The organism is Mesorhizobium sp. M0991, assembly GCF_040318915.1.
Classification (GTDB): Bacteria; Pseudomonadota; Alphaproteobacteria; order Rhizobiales; family Rhizobiaceae; genus Mesorhizobium.
On sequence record NZ_JAMYNE010000002.1, the window covers coordinates 366,870 to 382,800 of the forward strand.

Genomic DNA, 15,931 nt, shown 5'->3' on the forward strand with positions numbered 1-15,931 from the left:
GATATGCCATCACCTTTGATCCGACGCGGAATATGGGCGATCGGCGCAGCCGTCATCGTCATCGCGCTGGTTGTCGCAGCCTTGCCGTTGATCGCCTCGACTCGCATCGTACGCGACCGTATCGCGTGGGAAATGAGCGCGTGGAGTGGTTTCCGGGTCACCATCGACGGCGCGCCGCGCATCGAGGTCTGGCCGAATTTCCGGGCGATCCTGAGCGACGTGACGCTGTCGCAATGGACGGAGACGGATGCGCCGCCCGTGGTCGAGGCCGAACGGGTCGAGGTCGACCTCTCGGCCATGGCGGCGCTGCGGGGCGACGTGGTGTTTTCGACAGCGCGGCTGGTGCGACCGACGATCAGGGTCCAGCGTACCGCGAGCGGGTTTTTCCTGCCAGCGATTCCCACCGGCGGGCGCATTACGCGTTCGATCGATGCTGCCCGCGCGGTGATCAACACAAATCCCGCCAAGCCGGATCTCGGCAACCTGCCGACAGATCCGTTCGGCACAGTCGAGTTCAGGGACGGCCGCGTAGTGGCTGCCATCGGCGGCAAGGACCAGGAGATACTGAGCAGCCTGAGCGGCCAGGCGAACTGGGCCGCGATGAACAGCAATGCGACGCTGTCGGCGACCGGGATATGGCGCGGCGAAAGCGTTGCCATCGACGCCGCATCGCCGAACCCGCTTGTGCTGTTTGGTGGCGGCACAGCACCGGTCACGTTTTCCTTCAAGGCGGCACCGGCCAGTTTTTCGTTCGACGGCCGCGCCAGCATGTCGGAAAACGGCTATTTCGACGGCCAGGCAAAATTCGCCGCACCTTCGCTCCGACGCGTGCTCGAATGGTCGCAGGCCGGCATCGCGCCCGGTGCCGCAATCGGCTCGATCTCGGTTTCAAGCAAGATCACGGCGACGGCCGGGCGCATCAAATTCGAAAACACAGCCCTGACCCTCGACAACAATCCCGGAATGGGCGCGCTGGACTTCACCTACGGCGAGGCACTGCCGGTGATCTCCGGCACACTTGCTTTCGATACGCTCGACCTCAGATCGTTTCTCTCCGCCTTTACCCCGGTGCCATCCGCCGGCGGCACCGGTCCGGGCGAAATCGATACGAGCTTCGCCGACCGGATCAATCTCGATCTCAGACTGTCGGCGGCGCATGCCACGGCCGGCGCCATCCAGCTTGCCGACGTCGCCGCCACCGCCCAGGTCAAGAACGGCCTTGCCGTCTTCGACATCTCGGATGCATCCGCCTTTGGCGGCAACGTCCAGAGCAGCGTCCGTTTCGACCGCAAGCCCGCCGGCACCGAAGTCGAGATCCGGCTGCTCGCTTCCGATATCGACGGCGGCGCTTTCGGCACCGCGGCCGGGATGACGCGGCTGGTGCCGATCGGCACTGGAACCGTTTCGGTCATCCTCAAGGGGCCTGGCAGAACCTGGGACTCCATTTTCGAAAACGCCAATGGCTCGCTGTCCGCGACGTTCGGCGCGGGTGCGCTGAGCCGGCTTAACCTGCCGGCGTTCCTCAAGCACACCGAACAGGGCGGATTCTTCGCGCTGGACGACGTCTCGGACGGAACGCTGCCGATCGACGGGGCCGAGCTCAAGGCGAGCATTTCGAACGGCGTGGCGCGCATCGACAAGGCCGAGGTGAATTCCGCGCAATACAAGATCTGGCTTTCCGGCATCGCATCCTATGCCGGACGCGGGCTGGCACTGTCCGGCGGCATCGTCCAGCCGAGCCAGGCTGCCACGCAGACGAACGGCCAGGCGCCCAAGCAGTCGTCGTTCTTCGTCGGCGGCACGTGGAGCACGCCGTTCATCTCGCCGATAAGCCGCGGCGTCTCGGGAGAGTAGCGAGCCCTTCAACCTCGCTGCGCGGCCCGCTCGTCGCGCTGGCGCTGCACCTCGCGCCGTTTGTTTGCGAGCGAAGCGATGATCACGCCAACTGCGACGACCGCGATCAAGATGGTGCAGGCCGCGTTGATTTCCGGCGTCACGCCAAGGCGAACCTGGCTGTAGATCTTCATCGGCAGCGTCGTGGCGCCAGGCCCCGAGGTGAAGCTGGCAATAACCAGATCGTCGAGCGACAGCGTGAAGGCCAGCATCCAGCCGGAGACGATAGCCGGCATGATAACCGGCAGCGTGATCTGGAAGAAGGTCTTCACCGGTGGCGCACCGAGGTCCATCGCGGCCTCTTCCAGCGAACGATCGAAAGTGATCAGGCGCGACTGAACCACTACCGCAACGAAGCACATGGTTAGCGTTGTGTGGGCAAGCGTCACCGTCAGAAAGCCGCGGTCGAGGCCGACGGCGACGAAGAGCAGCAGCAGCGACAGGCCGGTGATGACTTCAGGCATGACCAGCGGCGCAAACACCATGCCGGAAAACAGCAGCCGGCCGCGAAAGCGCGTGTAGCGTGTCAAGGTGAGCGCCGCCAGCGTGCCGAGCACGGTCGCCACGGTTGCCGAGATGACGCCGACCCGGGCCGTCACCCAGGTGGCGTCCATCAGACCCCGGTTGTGGAACAGCGAGACGTACCATTTCGTCGAGAAGCCGCCCCAGACGGTGACCAGCTTCGACTCGTTGAAAGAGAACACGACGAGCAGGACGATCGGCAGGTAAAGAAAGGCAAAGCCGAGCACGATCGAAATGATGTTGAAGCGGCTCCAGGTCGCATTCATTGGTCCTGCTCCTGGGCGCGCGCCTGGGCTCGCTGGAAGAGCATGATCGGCACGATCAGCAGCAGCAGCAAGATCACGGCGACGGCGGACGACACCGGCCAGTCACGGTTGGCGAAGAACTCGTTCCACAGCGTCCTGCCGATCATCAGTGTCTGCGAGCCGCCGAGCAGGTCGGGGATGACGAACTCGCCGACGGCAGGAATGAACACCAGCAGGCAGCCGGCGATCACGCCGGGCAGCGACAGCGGGAAGGTGATTTTCCAGAAGGCGCTGGTCGGCGGGCAGCCAAGATCCTTGGCCGCCTCGATCAGCGTATGGTCCATTTTCTCCAAGGACGAATAGAGCGGCAGCACCATGAACGGCAGATAGGAGTAGACGATGCCGATGAAGATCGCCGTATAGGTGTTGAGGATGATCAGCGGCTGACTGATGATGCCGCTGGCGAGCAGCAGCTGGTTGAGCAGGCCCTCGGGCTTGAGGATGCCGATCCAGGCGTAGACACGGATCAGGAACGAGGTCCAGAATGGCAGGATCACCAGCATCAGCAAGGTCGGGCGGATCGTCGCCGGGGCGCGCGCCATGCCATAGGCTATGGGATAGCCGACCAGCAATGTCAGGACCGTCGAGATGGCGGCGACGATGACGCTCGTCACATAGGCGTTGAAGTAAAGCGCATCCTGCGTCAGCCAGGTATAGTTATCGAAATTGAGCGCGCCGAATTCCGAGATAAACCCGGAAATGCCGCTGCGGAAATCGAGGACTGGCGTGTAGGGCGGCATGGCGATCGCCGTCTGCGACAGCGAAATCTTGAAGACGATGATGAAGGGGACGAGAAAGAAGAACAGCAGCCAGAGATAGGGCACGATGATGACGAGACGGCTAACGAAGGCCGCTCCCAGCCTGACCAAGGCGGATTTGCCGGCAGCGCTTGCCGGAGAGCTTGTTGCGGCAGTGACAGCGGACATGATCAGTTCCTACCGTGTCAGGACGACGCCGGCGTCGGGGCGGAAAGAAACCCAGGCGCGGTCGTTCCAGGTCAACGGGTCCTCGGTGAGGCGTGCCGCATTCATGGTGCTCGCCCGCACCACCTGACCGTCATCCAGCCTGACGTGATAGACGGTCATGTCGCCGAGATAGGCTATGTCGTAGACCTCGCCCTCAATGGCGTTGACGGCGCCGGCCGGTTTCGTGGAGGACACCTTGATCTTCTCCGGCCTGATGGCGAAGGTGACGGATGTTCCGGCGGCGACACTGCCGGCATTTTCGGTCCGGATGGTGATGCCGTTGCCGGCATCGATGCTCGCACTGCCAGCCTCGCCAGCCGCGATCTTGCCGTCGAACATATTCACATTGCCGACGAAGCCGGCGACGAAGCGGGAACCCGGCGCTTCGTAGACCTCGGCCGGCGTCGCCACCTGCATCACCTCGCCCTTGTCGATGATGGCGATGCGGTCAGCCATCGTCATCGCCTCTTCCTGATCGTGGGTGACGACGACGAAGGTGAGGCCGAGGTTCTGCTGCAAATCCATCAGCTCGAACTGGGTTTCCTCGCGCAGCTTCTTGTCCAGCGCGCCAAGCGGCTCGTCGAGCAGCAGGACTTTCGGCCGCTTTGCCACCGAGCGGGCGAGCGCGACGCGCTGTCGCTGGCCGCCCGATAATTGGTGCGGCTTGCGCTTGGCGAACTGCTCGAGCTTGACCAGCTTCAGCATTTCGGCGACGCGTTTTTCGATGTCGGCCTTGGCCATGCCTTCCTGCTTGAGGCCGAATGCGATGTTGTTCTCGACCGTCATGTGCGGAAACAAGGCGTAGGACTGGAACATCATGTTGACCGGCCGCCGGTAGGGCGGAATGCCGCGCAGATCCTGGCCGTCGAGCAGGATACGGCCGGCGGTCGGCTCCTCGAAGCCGGCAAGCATCCTGAGCAGCGTCGACTTCCCGCAGCCTGAGGCCCCGAGCAGAGCAAAGAATTCGCGTTCGAAGATGGTCAGCGACAGATTGTTGACCGCAGTGAAGTCACCGAACTTCTTGGTGACTTTGTCGAACTGGATGTATGGCTTGGCATTCGGATCGTTCCATGGCGCGAAATCCCTGCGGATGCTGCCAAGCGATTTCATGTCCCACTCCGTCCTGCTGCTTGCCCCGTTGAGCAGACACCCCGGCAGCCGGCTGCCGAGGTATCTGATCAGACTATCTATTGACCGGTGACGATCTTGGTCCAGGTGCGGGTGATGATGCGCTGGGTCTTGGGATCGTACGGCGAGACGGTGTAGAGCTTCTGCAAGGTGGCAGCGTCCGGATAGATCGCCGGATCTTCCAGGATCGCCTTGTCGATGAACTGCTGCGAAGCCTTGTTGCCGTTGGCGTACAGAACGGCATTTGATGATTTGGCGATCACTTCCGGCTTCATCATGTAGTTGAGGAATTCGTGTGCCTCGGCGACGTGCGGTGCATCGGCCGGTATCGCCATCTGATCAAACCATATCTGCGCCCCTTCCTTCGGCACGGAGTAGCCGATTTCGACACCCTGCTTGGCTTCATCGGCGCGGTCGCGCGCCTGGAAGATGTCGCCCGAGAAGCCGACCGCCAGGCAGATGTCGCCGTTGGCCAGGGCGTTGATGTATTCGGAAGAGTGGAACTTGCGGATATAGGGCCGGACCTTGAGCAGAGCCTCCTCGGCCTTGGCAATATCGTCGGCAGACGTGCTGTTCGGGTCAAGACCGAGATATTTCAATGCAGCCGGTATCATGTCCGCCGGCGAGTCCAGCACATAGACGCCGCAGTCCTTCAATTTGGCCAGGCTTTCTGGATTGAAGAACACGTCCCAGCTGTCGATCTTGTCGGAGCCAAGTGCCGCCTGCACTTTCTTGATGTTGTAGCCAATTCCGACCGTTCCCCACATATAGTTGACCGAATATTCGTTACCGGGGTCGTATTCATTGGTCCGCTCCGAAATAACATCCCACAAGTTGGAAATATTCGGCAGTTTCGATTTGTCGAGCTTCTGGAACACACCCGCCTGGATCTGGCGCGCAAGGAAATTGCCGCTGGGCACGACGACATCGTAGCCGCTGCCGCCGGCGAGCAGTTTCGTTTCCAGTATCTCGTTGGAATCGAAAGTGTCGTAGACGACCTTGATGCCGGTTTCCTTGGTGAAGTCGTCGATGATCGAACTGTCGATATAGTCCGACCAGTTGAAGACGTTGACGACACGATCCTCGGCATGCGCGCCCAAGCTAAAAGCTGCCAGAAACGCCGAAGTCGCCGAAAGCCAGAGCGCTTTGCGGATCATGCTATTCTCCTTTGATGAGTGTTCCGTCGCCAGCACGTCGCGGCGTCCGCGCGGCTGGGCATTTGCTTCAGGGTATTGGGCTTGCAGGCAGGCGACAAGCGGGAATTGCCGGCGCCATTATGACCCGGCGGCGAGCCGACAGCAAAGACTTGGCGTGGCGTTGGTGGTGTTCCTGCGCCGTCAGAAGCTTTCGCTACGGCGCGGGCAGGGAGACGACGATGTTGTCCGGCCTCGATGCGGCCGGCATGGAGACTTGGCAAGATACGCCTGTCTTGTTGTTGCCGTGATCGCAGCCTGCCCGCGCGGCTGCGACGTTGTCAATGGTTCATCTCGCTTTGACCCGCGCACTGCATCAATTAGGCGAAGGCACACCGGTGACGCCCGCTCGCGCGGGCCGCGTCTGACGCTTGAACTCGAGCCCGATGTGGACGAGCAGCGCGGTGACGACGACCGCACCGCCGACGATGGTGCGCGCCGACGGCACCTCGGAATGGATGAGCCAGACCCAGATCGGGCCAAGGATCGGTTCGAACGTGCCGAGCAGCGCCGCGACAGCGGCCGGAACAAGTCGAGCTCCGGTGGCGAAGAAGGCGAGACCGAGCCCCAGATTGATCACGCCGAAGGCAAAGAGGAAGCCCATATCGTGGCTGGAAACGCCGAGCGCCGACGCCTGGGAGGCCGCAAAGGCGGCCGCCAGCATCGTGCCGAGGCAGGTCGCCGGGGTCATGCGCACATGGGCAAAGCGGCGCGTGATGACGGTGGCGATCGAGAACATGACGGCGATGAGCAGCGCCAGCCCGTCGCCGATCGGCGACACCGCGCCATCGAGCGATTCCGACACCATGATAGCGACGCCGGCAATGACGGCAGCAATTGCCAGCCAGGTCGCCATGGCCACCCGTTCGCGAAACAGCGCCCAGGCAAACAGCGCCGCCAGAAGCGGCACGCCGGCCTGCATCAGGAGGATGTTGGCGACGGTGGTATAAGCAAGCGCCACGACGAAAGAGGTCGAGGCCGTGGCGAAGCAGAACGCCACCGCAAGGCCGGCCAGGCCCATGCCACGAAACAGCTTTAGCGTGCCACGCCAGCCGTCGCGCCAGACCATGAAGCAGAGCAGGAAGGCGGCAGCCCAGACCGAGCGCCAGAACACCACCGTCCAGCTGTCTCCGGCATCGATGAAACGGGCAATGGTACCGCCGAGGCTCCACATCAGCGCCGACAGGAACACCAGCAGGAAACCGATACGCTCCTCATTTCGCGGAGGCGAAACGGCGATCTGCGGTGATGATATGTCGGTCATGACTACGACTGTCGGCGATTTCGGGGCAGCACGATGCACACGACAGAAACGTGCCTTAATCGCGTAACGCAAAGACGGAGATCGGGCGTGATCCAGCGCGGTGTTCCGTTTGGGGCACCCAGCTATCAGCAGGCCTGAGAGTTGAGCCGATGAAATCGATCTAGGAGGTTGTTCTGTTGCCGCGGATGAAGCGCCAGAGACCTGCCAAGGGAATCAGCAGGAAAATGCCGAATTTTTTCAGCGCGATGAGCGCTACCACCAGAAATCCTGCCTTTGCCGCCAGTTTGCCGGCAATGAGGCCACCGATGCCAATCGCCGCAACCGTATCGACGCCTGGTCTGAAGTCCAAATATGTTTTGCCGGGCTTGAAGACAGCAAGATCAAGCACTTCATCGAGACTCTGCTTGATTTCCGGCAACTGGTCCACAGTTGCGATGTAGCTCATCACGAAAACGCCCTCCCTGCCGAGAAAGCGAACGTCGTAGTTAAGCGTGTGGACTGCATCGTTTCCGAACTGCAGTTCCTTGGCCCAGTGCAGACGCTTGTTGACTGCGTCGTACACGGGCGGTGATGCCCAGCCGATCAGAGTGATGGGCGAATAGCCGTCCTTTACCCTTTGATCGTCGCCCGACAAGGTATCCGCCCGCATGTTGCGCAGCAGTTCATTGTAGTCGATGGATCCCGCCTCGCTGTCGTCGACGTAACCTATCTTCTCCCATCTCAGCTCTATTCCCCAATTGTTCTCGGCAATGGGGTCATTGCTGACTGGAAAGATCATGCCGAGCGATTCGGAAGCGGCGTCGGGTGGATTGCCCCAGGCTTCCGTCAGGACGGAGGCAGTATCTTTCTTGTTCAGAAAATAGAATTTGTCCTTGAGGTCCAGGTGCACGCCTTCGGCTAGGTCTATCGCGCCAGTCTTCGGATCGATCTTGTCCAGGAACGCTTTGCCGGCGTCATTATACTGTTGATAGGATTTGAAGAAGTCCGCGGACTTTTCCGCAAATGCGGGGCAGATCGAAAAGGCAAGCACCAAGCCAAGCCAAAAAAACGTCCTGCCCATCCCTGATCCCCCGATCGTCGCCCAATTCGTCTTTTGATATCTCACGGCCGATGCTGAATCAATACTTCGACGATCAATGTCCCAAGGGACAGCTTGTTATTTTCCTGCCGTGAAACCGCGTATGATCTTCTCTGGCCAGCAAGCTGCCACGGCCTCACTGGAAATCGAAAGCCGACAGTCCCGTCACCATCTCGTCGAGGCCGAGCGGACGTGTCACGGGTGGCTCGGCGCGGGCGAGGCAGCCGATGCGTTCGCACAGCCGGCAGGCAGGGCCGACCGGCGTCGCCGACGCAGCGGCGCTCTGTCCGGTCTTGCCGATGGCGGCCGGCCCCGGCAATGCCGCTCCATAGACGACCTCGTCGCGAAAGCCGATGTCGCAGCTGAGCAGCAGCGCCGTGCGCCGCGGTCGCTCGGCAAACGAGCCCTGCGGCCCCTCGAGCGTGCGGGCCATGCAGAGAAACGCTGCGCCGTCGGGCATTTCCACTGCCTCGACCAGGATCTGGCCGGGCTGGGCGAAGGCGGCATGGACCGGCAGCTTCGGACAGCCGCCGCCGAAGCGGCTTTGCGGAAAGCCGTGGCTGCCCGCCTTGCGGAACCGATTGCCGGCACTGTCGACCTCGAGCATGAAGAACGGCACGCCCGACGCACCCGGCCGCTGCAGCGTGGTCAGCCGGTTCGCCGCCTGCTCGAAGGAGACGCCGAAGCGCGACCGCAACATGTCGATGTCATAACGGGCACGGACCGCGGCGGCGTGAAAAGGCTGATAGGGCATCATCAGAGCGTGCGCGGCATAGCGGCCGAGCTCGAAACGTGCCAGCCGGCGGGCTTCGTCCGTGGCCAGCTTCAGCGCCTGGATCTCGGCAGCGACAACGACGCTCATGCGGATCAGGCAGGCCTCCATAGCCACCTCGCGCAGCTGATCGAATGGCGACAGGCGCTCGGACAGGAACAGGCGCTGCGAGTGACGGTCATAGCGACGGCGCCAGTTGGGCATGATGGCGACCGGCAGTACCTTGACGACGATGCCGAATTCACGCCGCAGCCAGGCCTTCAACGCACTGAACAGATCATCGCCGGGATCGAGCACCGACGTAAATGACTCGGCTTCCTCTTCGAGCGCGGCAAAATGGTTCGGCCGGCGTTCGAAAATCTCATGCACCTCGTCGATCGGCAGCCGGGCGCCGGAGAGTGCGGTGGCTTTGCCCTCGCGCGCGAGCAGCTCGTTGAGATCCGATAATCGCTCGGCCTGCTCGCGATAGGCGCGAAACAGCTTTATCACAGCGGCGGAAGCGTTGGGCGCCGCCTCGGCAAGTTCGATGAGTTCCTGGTCGCCCGGCAGTTCGCCGGCCAGCAACGGATCTGAAAACACTTCCTTCAAATCGGCGACCGAACCCCTCGCCTCGCCCTGCAATTCATGTGGGTCGACCTTGTAGACGGACGCCAGTCTCAAGATCAGTTGCACCGTCAGCGGCCGCTGGTTGCGCTCGATGAGATTGAGATAGGACGGCGAGATGCCGAGCCCTTCGGCCATCGCCGTCTGGGTCAGGCCCTTGGCGTTGCGGATGCGACGAATGCGCGGCCCGGCAAAGATTTTGTGGTCGGCCAATCGACTGTCCTTGACAAGAATTTACATCCGCTGATCGCATAGCGGCGTTTACAATCATGACAAATTTACAGCTCTCATCAGTCAAACACAACACAGGTTTTCTCTTATTTCATCGGCAATTTCGGAGTTTGTCTCGCTTGCCTAGTGCCGACATGTAAATGATGTCACACATACGGCGCACATATTTCTCCTGTACGGCGTTTCCGAAACCGGCATTAAAGCCAGCCTGGAGTGACCAATGACCGATTTTTACAACCTTGTCCCGTCGGCGCCGCAAGGTCGCTTCGATGGCATCGAACGGCCGTATTCGCCAGAGGACGTGAAACGGCTGCGCGGCTCGGTGCAGATTCGGCAGAGCCTCGCCGAAATGGGCGCAAACCGGCTGTGGCAGCTCATCCATGAAGAGGATTTCGTCAACGCGCTGGGTGCCATGTCGGGCAACCAGGCAATGCAGCAGGTGCGGGCCGGGCTGAAGGCGATCTATCTGTCAGGATGGCAGGTCGCCGCCGATGCCAACACCGCTTCCGCCATGTACCCGGACCAATCGCTCTATCCCGCCAATGCGGCGCCCGAACTGGTCAAGCGCATCAACCGCACCCTGCAGCGGGCCGACCAGATCGAGACTTCGGAAGGCAAGGGGCTGTCGGTCGACACCTGGTTCGCGCCGATCGTCGCCGATGCCGAAGCCGGCTTCGGCGGGCCGCTCAACGCTTTCGAGATCATGAAGGCGTTCATCGAGGCGGGTGCGGCCGGCGTCCATTACGAGGACCAGCTGGCCTCGGAGAAGAAATGCGGCCATCTCGGCGGCAAAGTGCTGATCCCGACCGCCGCACACATCCGCAACCTCAACGCGGCGCGCCTTGCCGCCGACGTCATGGGCACGCCGACGCTGGTCGTGGCGCGCACCGACGCGGAAGCGGCAAAGCTCCTGACCTCCGACATCGACGAACGCGACCGGCCCTTCGTCGATTATGGCGCCGGCCGCACGGCAGAGGGCTTCTACCATGTCAGCAACGGCATCGAGCCCTGCATCGCCCGCGCCGTCGCCTATGCGCCCTATGCGGACCTGATCTGGTGCGAGACCTCCAAGCCCGATCTGGGGCAGGCCAGGACGTTTGCCGAGGGCGTGCGCAAGCATCATCCAGGCAAGCTGCTTGCCTATAATTGCTCGCCGTCTTTCAACTGGAAGAAGAATCTCGATGACGCAACGATTGCGAAGTTCCAGAAGGAACTCGGCGCCATGGGTTACAAGTTCCAGTTCATTACGCTGGCCGGTTTCCACCAGCTCAATTTCGGCATGTTCGAGCTCGCCCGCGGCTACAAGGAGCGGCAGATGGCAGCCTATTCGGAACTGCAGGAGGCGGAATTCGCCGCGGAAGCCAATGGCTACACCGCCACCAAGCACCAGCGCGAGGTCGGCACCGGCTATTTCGACGCCGTCTCGATGGCGATCACCGGTGGCCAGTCTTCGACCACGGCCATGCATGGATCGACCGAGCACGCCCAGTTCAGGCCGGCGGCGGAATAACGGGGTAGCAGACAAACAGAGGGAACGCCCAAACGGGCATGGCAACACAAGGAGAAGACCAATGGCATCGATAAGCCGCGTCAAGGAACGGGCCGAAGAGCAGGCCACCAGCATGAATGTCGACCAGCAGGCGACCATCCGAATGCTGGCGAACGATCTGCACAGGCTTAATCAGTCGGTGATGAAGGCGGTCGAGGCCGGCGTCTCGGTCGAGCTGGTGCGCTCGGCACGGCACCATGGCGGCGATGGCAACTGGGGCGATCTGCTGATCCCGGTCATCGTCACACAGCGGAGCCACGACTGATGAATTCTACGGCACCGCGCCTTTTTTAAACGCATGCTATCGCACCTCGCAGGCTGCGGCTCTGTCTAGTCCGGCAGAGCTGCTAGTGCAATGATTTCAATGACAAGATCAGACTGCGCAAGCGCTGCAACTCCAATAACTTCCGAGGGCGGCGGGTTGTTGTAGCTGCAGTGCTTCGGGCAGTGCACGGCAAAGAATTCGTCCAAGACGTCCAGGCGAAAATTGGGCGAGCTCAGCACGCCGCCATCGGGAAATGGCCCCTTAACAAAGAAGGTCAGCCGGATGAGATGCTCGAGCGCACTGCCAAGCTCCTCCAGATCTGATTTGATGTTGGTGAGAATTGCGCGCCACTGTGCCGCTGCATCGCCAATGGCGCCGCCGCCGCTTTTGCCGATCGGATCGTAGTCCTCGGCCGTCGCGGTGTTTCCGGAAAGGTAGACAAACCCCTTTGCGCCGGTAACGACCGTACCCTTTCCCCATGGCATCAACCGGCCGTTTTTAAATTTCTTGTGAGTCACGAGTTCCATTGTCATCTCCCGTCGCTCAAAGAGACGTGCTTAGCCAACGAGGAAGGATAGTCCAGCGAGGCGATACGACAAGCTCGCGACAGACTTGCCTCGCCTTCATCCAACCTGCGTCAATCTGGCTACGGCTGCGAGTTGATGCGTTCGCACTGCACAGCCAAACTTCGCTGAAGCCTGCCCAGTTGTAATGGCGACTTCTCCTTTCGAGCGGCGGCAAAGAAAAGCACTTAATTTTAATTTTAATGTTTCTCGCGATATTCTCCTGATATGCCATTTGAGCTTGACATGAGCAATGATCTCACGCCAATTACCTCTCGAGTTACAACCCTGCATTGAAACATTGAACAACGGCCTGCCCCGCCATGTGCCCAGCGAATCGCGATATCGAGACTGCAAAACAGCTGGCTTTCGTTAGCCGGGACGTGGAGACGCGGATGCTCCCGGATTTCTCGCGGGTGCTGGTGGTCGGAAAATCACCGATCAACCGGGTCGTGGTTTCAAAGATCGTGGAGCGGTCCGGCCTCAAACCGATCTCGGAAACTCCCGAAACCGCGGCAAAGGCCTTGCACGCGCTGATTCCCGGGACTGTCGTTCTCGACGGCGGAGCGGAGAACGGGGACTGCGACGCCTTGTTGTCGGGCATTGATGCACTGCGAAGGGCGTCAGGCAAATCGCTTCCGTCGGTGATCCTGCTTTCAATCAAGACCGGCACTCCAGAGAGCCTGGGCCTGTCCAGCGTCATCGATGCAGTGGTCGTCAAGCCGATCACCACCGAGCGGCTGCAGCCGGTGATCGACCGGCTGATCGGAATTGGGCGCAACTGACCCCTACCGCGATGCGTCGACTCCAGACTTGATCAATCAATCTCGCCGATACGCTCGATCAAGCCGGGCAGTTCACCGAGATTGGCTATCTGGCGAAAGCGTGGTGCCGAGACCGGCGGCTCGACATGTTCCAGCACCCAGGTCAGCTCATGCGGAACGTGGATGCCCCAACTGCCGGCTTCGATGGCCGGCACGACGTCCGATTTGAGCGAGTTGCCGACCATCATGCCCTTTTCCGGGCCGTCGCCGTGCCGGCTGAAGATGCGGGTATAGGTGGCCGCGCTCTTGTCGCTGACGATTTCGACCGCATCAAACAGCTCGCCCAGGCCGGATTGCGCGAGCTTGCGTTCCTGGTCGAACAGGTCGCCCTTGGTGATCAGCACCAGGCGGTAGGCGCCGGCCAGCTTTTCCACGGTTTCGCGCGCATGCGGAAGCGGCTCGATCGGATGGCTGAGCATCTCGCGGCCCGCCGCGAGAATTTCGGCGATAGTCGAGGCCGGCACCTGACCGTTGGTGACCTCGATCGCCGTCTCGATCATCGACAGCGTGAACCCCTTGATGCCGAAGCCGTAGACCGCGAGGTTGCGCTTCTCGGCCTCCAGCAATCTTGCTGAAATCCGGTCCTCCTCGGCGTGATCGGCGAGCAGTGCGGCAAAGCGCCTCTCGGTCACGCGGAAGAACTGTTCGTTCTGCCACAGCGTGTCATCGGCGTCGAAGCCGATCGTCGTCAGTTTGCGGCTGTGTTGCATGCGGCCCATTAATTGCAGCGTTGCGGGAGGCCGACCCTAGACCAGGAGGCTTTTATCCGGAAGTCGTTGTGTTCCCCCGGTTATCGAGGCGCACGCCAGCCGGCTCCCCTTCCCTTTCGTCGTCGGCAACGGCTATACTCCACAATCTGCAACAAATCTGGTGATTGATGCCGCCTGCAAAAAAGGAAGTCCGTCCGTCGAGCCGCGGAGGACGCGCCCGCACGCCTGCCTTCGTGAAAAACCAACGTGGCGTCAAGAACTGGAAGGAAGTCAGCGCCTGGCTGGAATGGCGCGGCATCGAAGATATCGAATGCATCACACCCGACCAGGCCGGGGTTGCGCGCGGCAAGATGATGCCATCGAAGAAGTTCACCTCCAACACCTCGCTGGCGCTGCCTTCGGCGGTGTTCATGACAACGATTTCCGGCGGCTATCCGGAGGACGGCAACGGCTTCCACTATCCGGAGGACGACGGCGACCTCAAGCTGATGCCTGACCTCTCGACGCTGACGGTGGTGCCGTGGGAGGAGGACCCTACCGCGGCGGTTATCTGCGACCTCGTCCACCAGGACGGCCGCTCGGTCGAGTTCACGCCGCGCAACGTGCTGAAGCGCGTGCTTGCCGCCTATGACAAGCGTGGGCTGAGACCGGTCGTGGCGCCCGAGATCGAGTTCTACCTGGTGCGCAAGAACCCCGATCCGGACTACCCGCTCACCCCGCCTGTCGGGCGCTCCGGGCGGCCGATCGGCGGCGGTGCCGGCTATTCGATCGCCGGGGTCAACGAATTCGACGAACTGATCGACGACATCTACCATTTCTCCGAAAGCCAGGGCCTGGAGATCGACACGCTGATCCACGAGGAGGGCGCCGGCCAGCTCGAAATCAATCTGCGTCACGGCGATCCGATCGAACTCGCCGACCAGGTGTTCATGTTCAAGCGCACCATCCGCGAAGCGGCGCTCAAGCACGAAATCTACGCCACGTTCATGGCCAAGCCGATCCAGGGGCAGCCCGGTTCGGCCATGCATATCCATCAGTCGATCATCGACAAGAAGACCGGCAAGAACGTCTTTTCGGCGGAGGACGGCTCGGAGACCGAGGCCTTCTTCCACTTCATCGGCGGCATGCAGAAACATGTGCCGAACGCGCTGGTGATGTTTGCGCCGTATGTCAATTCCTACCGGCGGCTGACGCAGTCGGCCTCGGCGCCGGTCAACAACAAATGGGGCTACGACAACCGCACCACGGCCTTCCGCGTGCCCCGCTCCGACCCGGCGGCGCGGCGCGTCGAAAACCGCATCCCGTCCTCGGACGCCAATCCCTATCTGGCGATGGCGGCATCGCTCGCCTGCGGGCTGATCGGCATGACCAACAAGATCCAGGCCGAGCCGCCGGTTCTGACGACCGCCAACGAGGACCAGATCGACCTGCCGCGCAGCCTGCTCGAAGCCGTCGACCTGTTCGAGGCAGACGAGGAACTCTGCGCGCTGCTCGGCAAGTCATTTGCCGCCACCTATGCGGCGATCAAGCGAGCGGAATTCGAGACCTTCATGGAAGTGATCAGCCCGTGGGAGAGGGAGTATTTGCTGCTGAACGTGTAGTAGGGGAGTAGGGGAGTAGGGGAGTAGGGGAGTAGGGACGAATGGCTGAGAAAACGGGTTCCTACAAGGATTTGATAGTCTGGCAGCAGGCAATGGACCTTGCTGTGGCCGTTTACGGCGCGACGAAATCATGGCCCAAGGAAGAACTTTATGGACTGACCAGCCAAGTGCGGCGCGCTGCAAGCTCAGTGCCGTCGAACATTGCGGAGGGATATGGCAGAGAGATCCGAGGTTCCTATCAACAATTTCTCCGTATCGCTCAAGGATCATTGAAGGAAACTGGAAACTCAGCTTCTGATCGCCGAGCGTACCGGCATCGCGCCGAAGGCGACCGCGGCTTCATTGTTGGCGAGTACCGAAAGCGTTGGGAAGCTTCTTCGACTTCTAATCCGCAAACTTTCACCCGACTAGCTTACCTACTCCCCTACTCCCCTACTCCCCTACTCCCCTACTCCCCTACTCCCC

14 protein-coding genes and 1 pseudogene are annotated in these 15,931 nt (G+C 61.4%); 6 read left to right on the top strand and 9 right to left on the bottom strand.

The genetic code is table 11. The features are described from left to right. Positions 1-3 precede the first annotated feature (3 nt). Complete coding sequence (locus NKH70_RS05570) at positions 4-1,854, top strand: AsmA family protein (protein WP_352715487.1); 1,851 nt, start codon at positions 4-6, stop codon at positions 1,852-1,854. A gap of 8 nt (positions 1,855-1,862) precedes the next feature. On the opposite strand, the gene NKH70_RS05575 is transcribed toward NKH70_RS05570, so the two are convergent. From NKH70_RS05575 to NKH70_RS05605, 7 genes are all read right to left on the bottom strand, one after another. Next, the gene (locus NKH70_RS05575; RefSeq protein WP_353024927.1) at positions 1,863-2,681 is read right to left on the bottom strand and encodes an ABC transporter permease; all 819 of its coding nucleotides are present in this window, start codon (positions 2,679-2,681) and stop codon (positions 1,863-1,865) included. Next, positions 2,678-3,646 (bottom strand): ABC transporter permease subunit, encoded by a 969-nt coding sequence (locus tag NKH70_RS05580; protein ID WP_353024929.1) that lies wholly within the window; start codon positions 3,644-3,646, stop codon positions 2,678-2,680. The genes NKH70_RS05575 and NKH70_RS05580 overlap by 4 nt, the downstream gene beginning before the upstream one ends. Before the next feature lie 9 nt (positions 3,647-3,655). Next, a complete protein-coding gene (locus NKH70_RS05585; RefSeq protein ID WP_353024931.1) occupies positions 3,656-4,795 on the bottom strand; it encodes an ABC transporter ATP-binding protein in 1,140 nt (379 codons plus the stop codon). A 77-nt stretch (positions 4,796-4,872) separates the two neighbouring features. Beyond that, positions 4,873-5,970, bottom strand: coding sequence for a polyamine ABC transporter substrate-binding protein (locus NKH70_RS05590; protein WP_352715494.1), 1,098 nt, complete (start codon positions 5,968-5,970; stop codon positions 4,873-4,875). Between the two features lie 352 nt (positions 5,971-6,322). Then, positions 6,323-7,270 (bottom strand): DMT family transporter, encoded by a 948-nt coding sequence (locus NKH70_RS05595; protein WP_352715496.1) that lies wholly within the window; start codon positions 7,268-7,270, stop codon positions 6,323-6,325. A gap of 160 nt (positions 7,271-7,430) precedes the next feature. Continuing rightward, positions 7,431-8,330, bottom strand: coding sequence for a DUF2167 domain-containing protein (locus NKH70_RS05600; protein ID WP_353024933.1), 900 nt, complete (start codon positions 8,328-8,330; stop codon positions 7,431-7,433). Positions 8,331-8,484: 154 nt separating this feature from the next. Continuing rightward, positions 8,485-9,936, bottom strand: coding sequence for a helix-turn-helix domain-containing protein (locus tag NKH70_RS05605; RefSeq protein ID WP_352715501.1), 1,452 nt, complete (start codon positions 9,934-9,936; stop codon positions 8,485-8,487). Positions 9,937-10,174: 238 nt separating this feature from the next. On the opposite strand from NKH70_RS05605, the gene aceA reads away from it, so the two are divergent. After that, on the top strand, positions 10,175-11,464 hold the full coding sequence (aceA, locus tag NKH70_RS05610) for an isocitrate lyase (RefSeq protein ID WP_352715502.1): 1,290 nt from the start codon (positions 10,175-10,177) through the stop codon (positions 11,462-11,464). A gap of 61 nt (positions 11,465-11,525) precedes the next feature. Next, the gene (locus tag NKH70_RS05615; protein ID WP_023719402.1) at positions 11,526-11,768 is read left to right on the top strand and encodes an SMc00767 family acetate metabolism repressor; all 243 of its coding nucleotides are present in this window, start codon (positions 11,526-11,528) and stop codon (positions 11,766-11,768) included. Between the two features lie 65 nt (positions 11,769-11,833). On the opposite strand, the gene NKH70_RS05620 is transcribed toward NKH70_RS05615, so the two are convergent. Further along, positions 11,834-12,295, bottom strand: a complete 462-nt coding sequence (locus tag NKH70_RS05620; RefSeq protein WP_353024936.1) for a RidA family protein — start codon at positions 12,293-12,295, stop codon at positions 11,834-11,836. A 431-nt stretch (positions 12,296-12,726) separates the two neighbouring features. Between NKH70_RS05620 and NKH70_RS05625 the strand changes: the two genes are divergently transcribed. After that, positions 12,727-13,116 carry an ANTAR domain-containing protein gene (locus NKH70_RS05625; protein ID WP_352715508.1) on the top strand — a complete coding sequence of 130 codons (390 nt, stop codon included), beginning with the start codon at positions 12,727-12,729 and terminating at the stop codon, positions 13,114-13,116. Positions 13,117-13,148: 32 nt separating this feature from the next. On the opposite strand, the gene NKH70_RS05630 is transcribed toward NKH70_RS05625, so the two are convergent. After that, entirely contained in the window at positions 13,149-13,865 is a 717-nt protein-coding gene (locus tag NKH70_RS05630; RefSeq protein WP_352715840.1) for an HAD family hydrolase, read from the bottom strand. 167 nt (positions 13,866-14,032) lie between these two features. On the opposite strand from NKH70_RS05630, the gene NKH70_RS05635 reads away from it, so the two are divergent. Both NKH70_RS05635 and NKH70_RS05640 read left to right on the top strand, forming a co-directional pair. Beyond that, positions 14,033-15,466 carry a glutamine synthetase family protein gene (locus NKH70_RS05635; RefSeq protein WP_352450926.1) on the top strand — a complete coding sequence of 478 codons (1,434 nt, stop codon included), beginning with the start codon at positions 14,033-14,035 and terminating at the stop codon, positions 15,464-15,466. A gap of 41 nt (positions 15,467-15,507) precedes the next feature. Continuing rightward, positions 15,508-15,877: pseudogene (locus NKH70_RS05640) on the top strand (four helix bundle protein). Positions 15,878-15,931 lie beyond the last annotated feature (54 nt).

Coding starts and splice junctions, on each gene's coding strand:
- NKH70_RS05570 (WP_352715487.1), top strand. CDS start 4: ATGCCATCACCTTTGATCCGACGCGGAATATGGGCGATCGGCGCAGCC.
- NKH70_RS05575 (WP_353024927.1), bottom strand. CDS start 2,681: ATGAATGCGACCTGGAGCCGCTTCAACATCATTTCGATCGTGCTCGGC.
- NKH70_RS05580 (WP_353024929.1), bottom strand. CDS start 3,646: ATGTCCGCTGTCACTGCCGCAACAAGCTCTCCGGCAAGCGCTGCCGGC.
- NKH70_RS05585 (WP_353024931.1), bottom strand. CDS start 4,795: ATGAAATCGCTTGGCAGCATCCGCAGGGATTTCGCGCCATGGAACGAT.
- NKH70_RS05590 (WP_352715494.1), bottom strand. CDS start 5,970: ATGATCCGCAAAGCGCTCTGGCTTTCGGCGACTTCGGCGTTTCTGGCA.
- NKH70_RS05595 (WP_352715496.1), bottom strand. CDS start 7,270: ATGACCGACATATCATCACCGCAGATCGCCGTTTCGCCTCCGCGAAAT.
- NKH70_RS05600 (WP_353024933.1), bottom strand. CDS start 8,330: ATGGGCAGGACGTTTTTTTGGCTTGGCTTGGTGCTTGCCTTTTCGATC.
- aceA (WP_352715502.1), top strand. CDS start 10,175: ATGACCGATTTTTACAACCTTGTCCCGTCGGCGCCGCAAGGTCGCTTC.
- NKH70_RS05615 (WP_023719402.1), top strand. CDS start 11,526: ATGGCATCGATAAGCCGCGTCAAGGAACGGGCCGAAGAGCAGGCCACC.
- NKH70_RS05620 (WP_353024936.1), bottom strand. CDS start 12,295: ATGGAACTCGTGACTCACAAGAAATTTAAAAACGGCCGGTTGATGCCA.
- NKH70_RS05625 (WP_352715508.1), top strand. CDS start 12,727: ATGCTCCCGGATTTCTCGCGGGTGCTGGTGGTCGGAAAATCACCGATC.
- NKH70_RS05630 (WP_352715840.1), bottom strand. CDS start 13,865: ATGCAACACAGCCGCAAACTGACGACGATCGGCTTCGACGCCGATGAC.
- NKH70_RS05635 (WP_352450926.1), top strand. CDS start 14,033: ATGCCGCCTGCAAAAAAGGAAGTCCGTCCGTCGAGCCGCGGAGGACGC.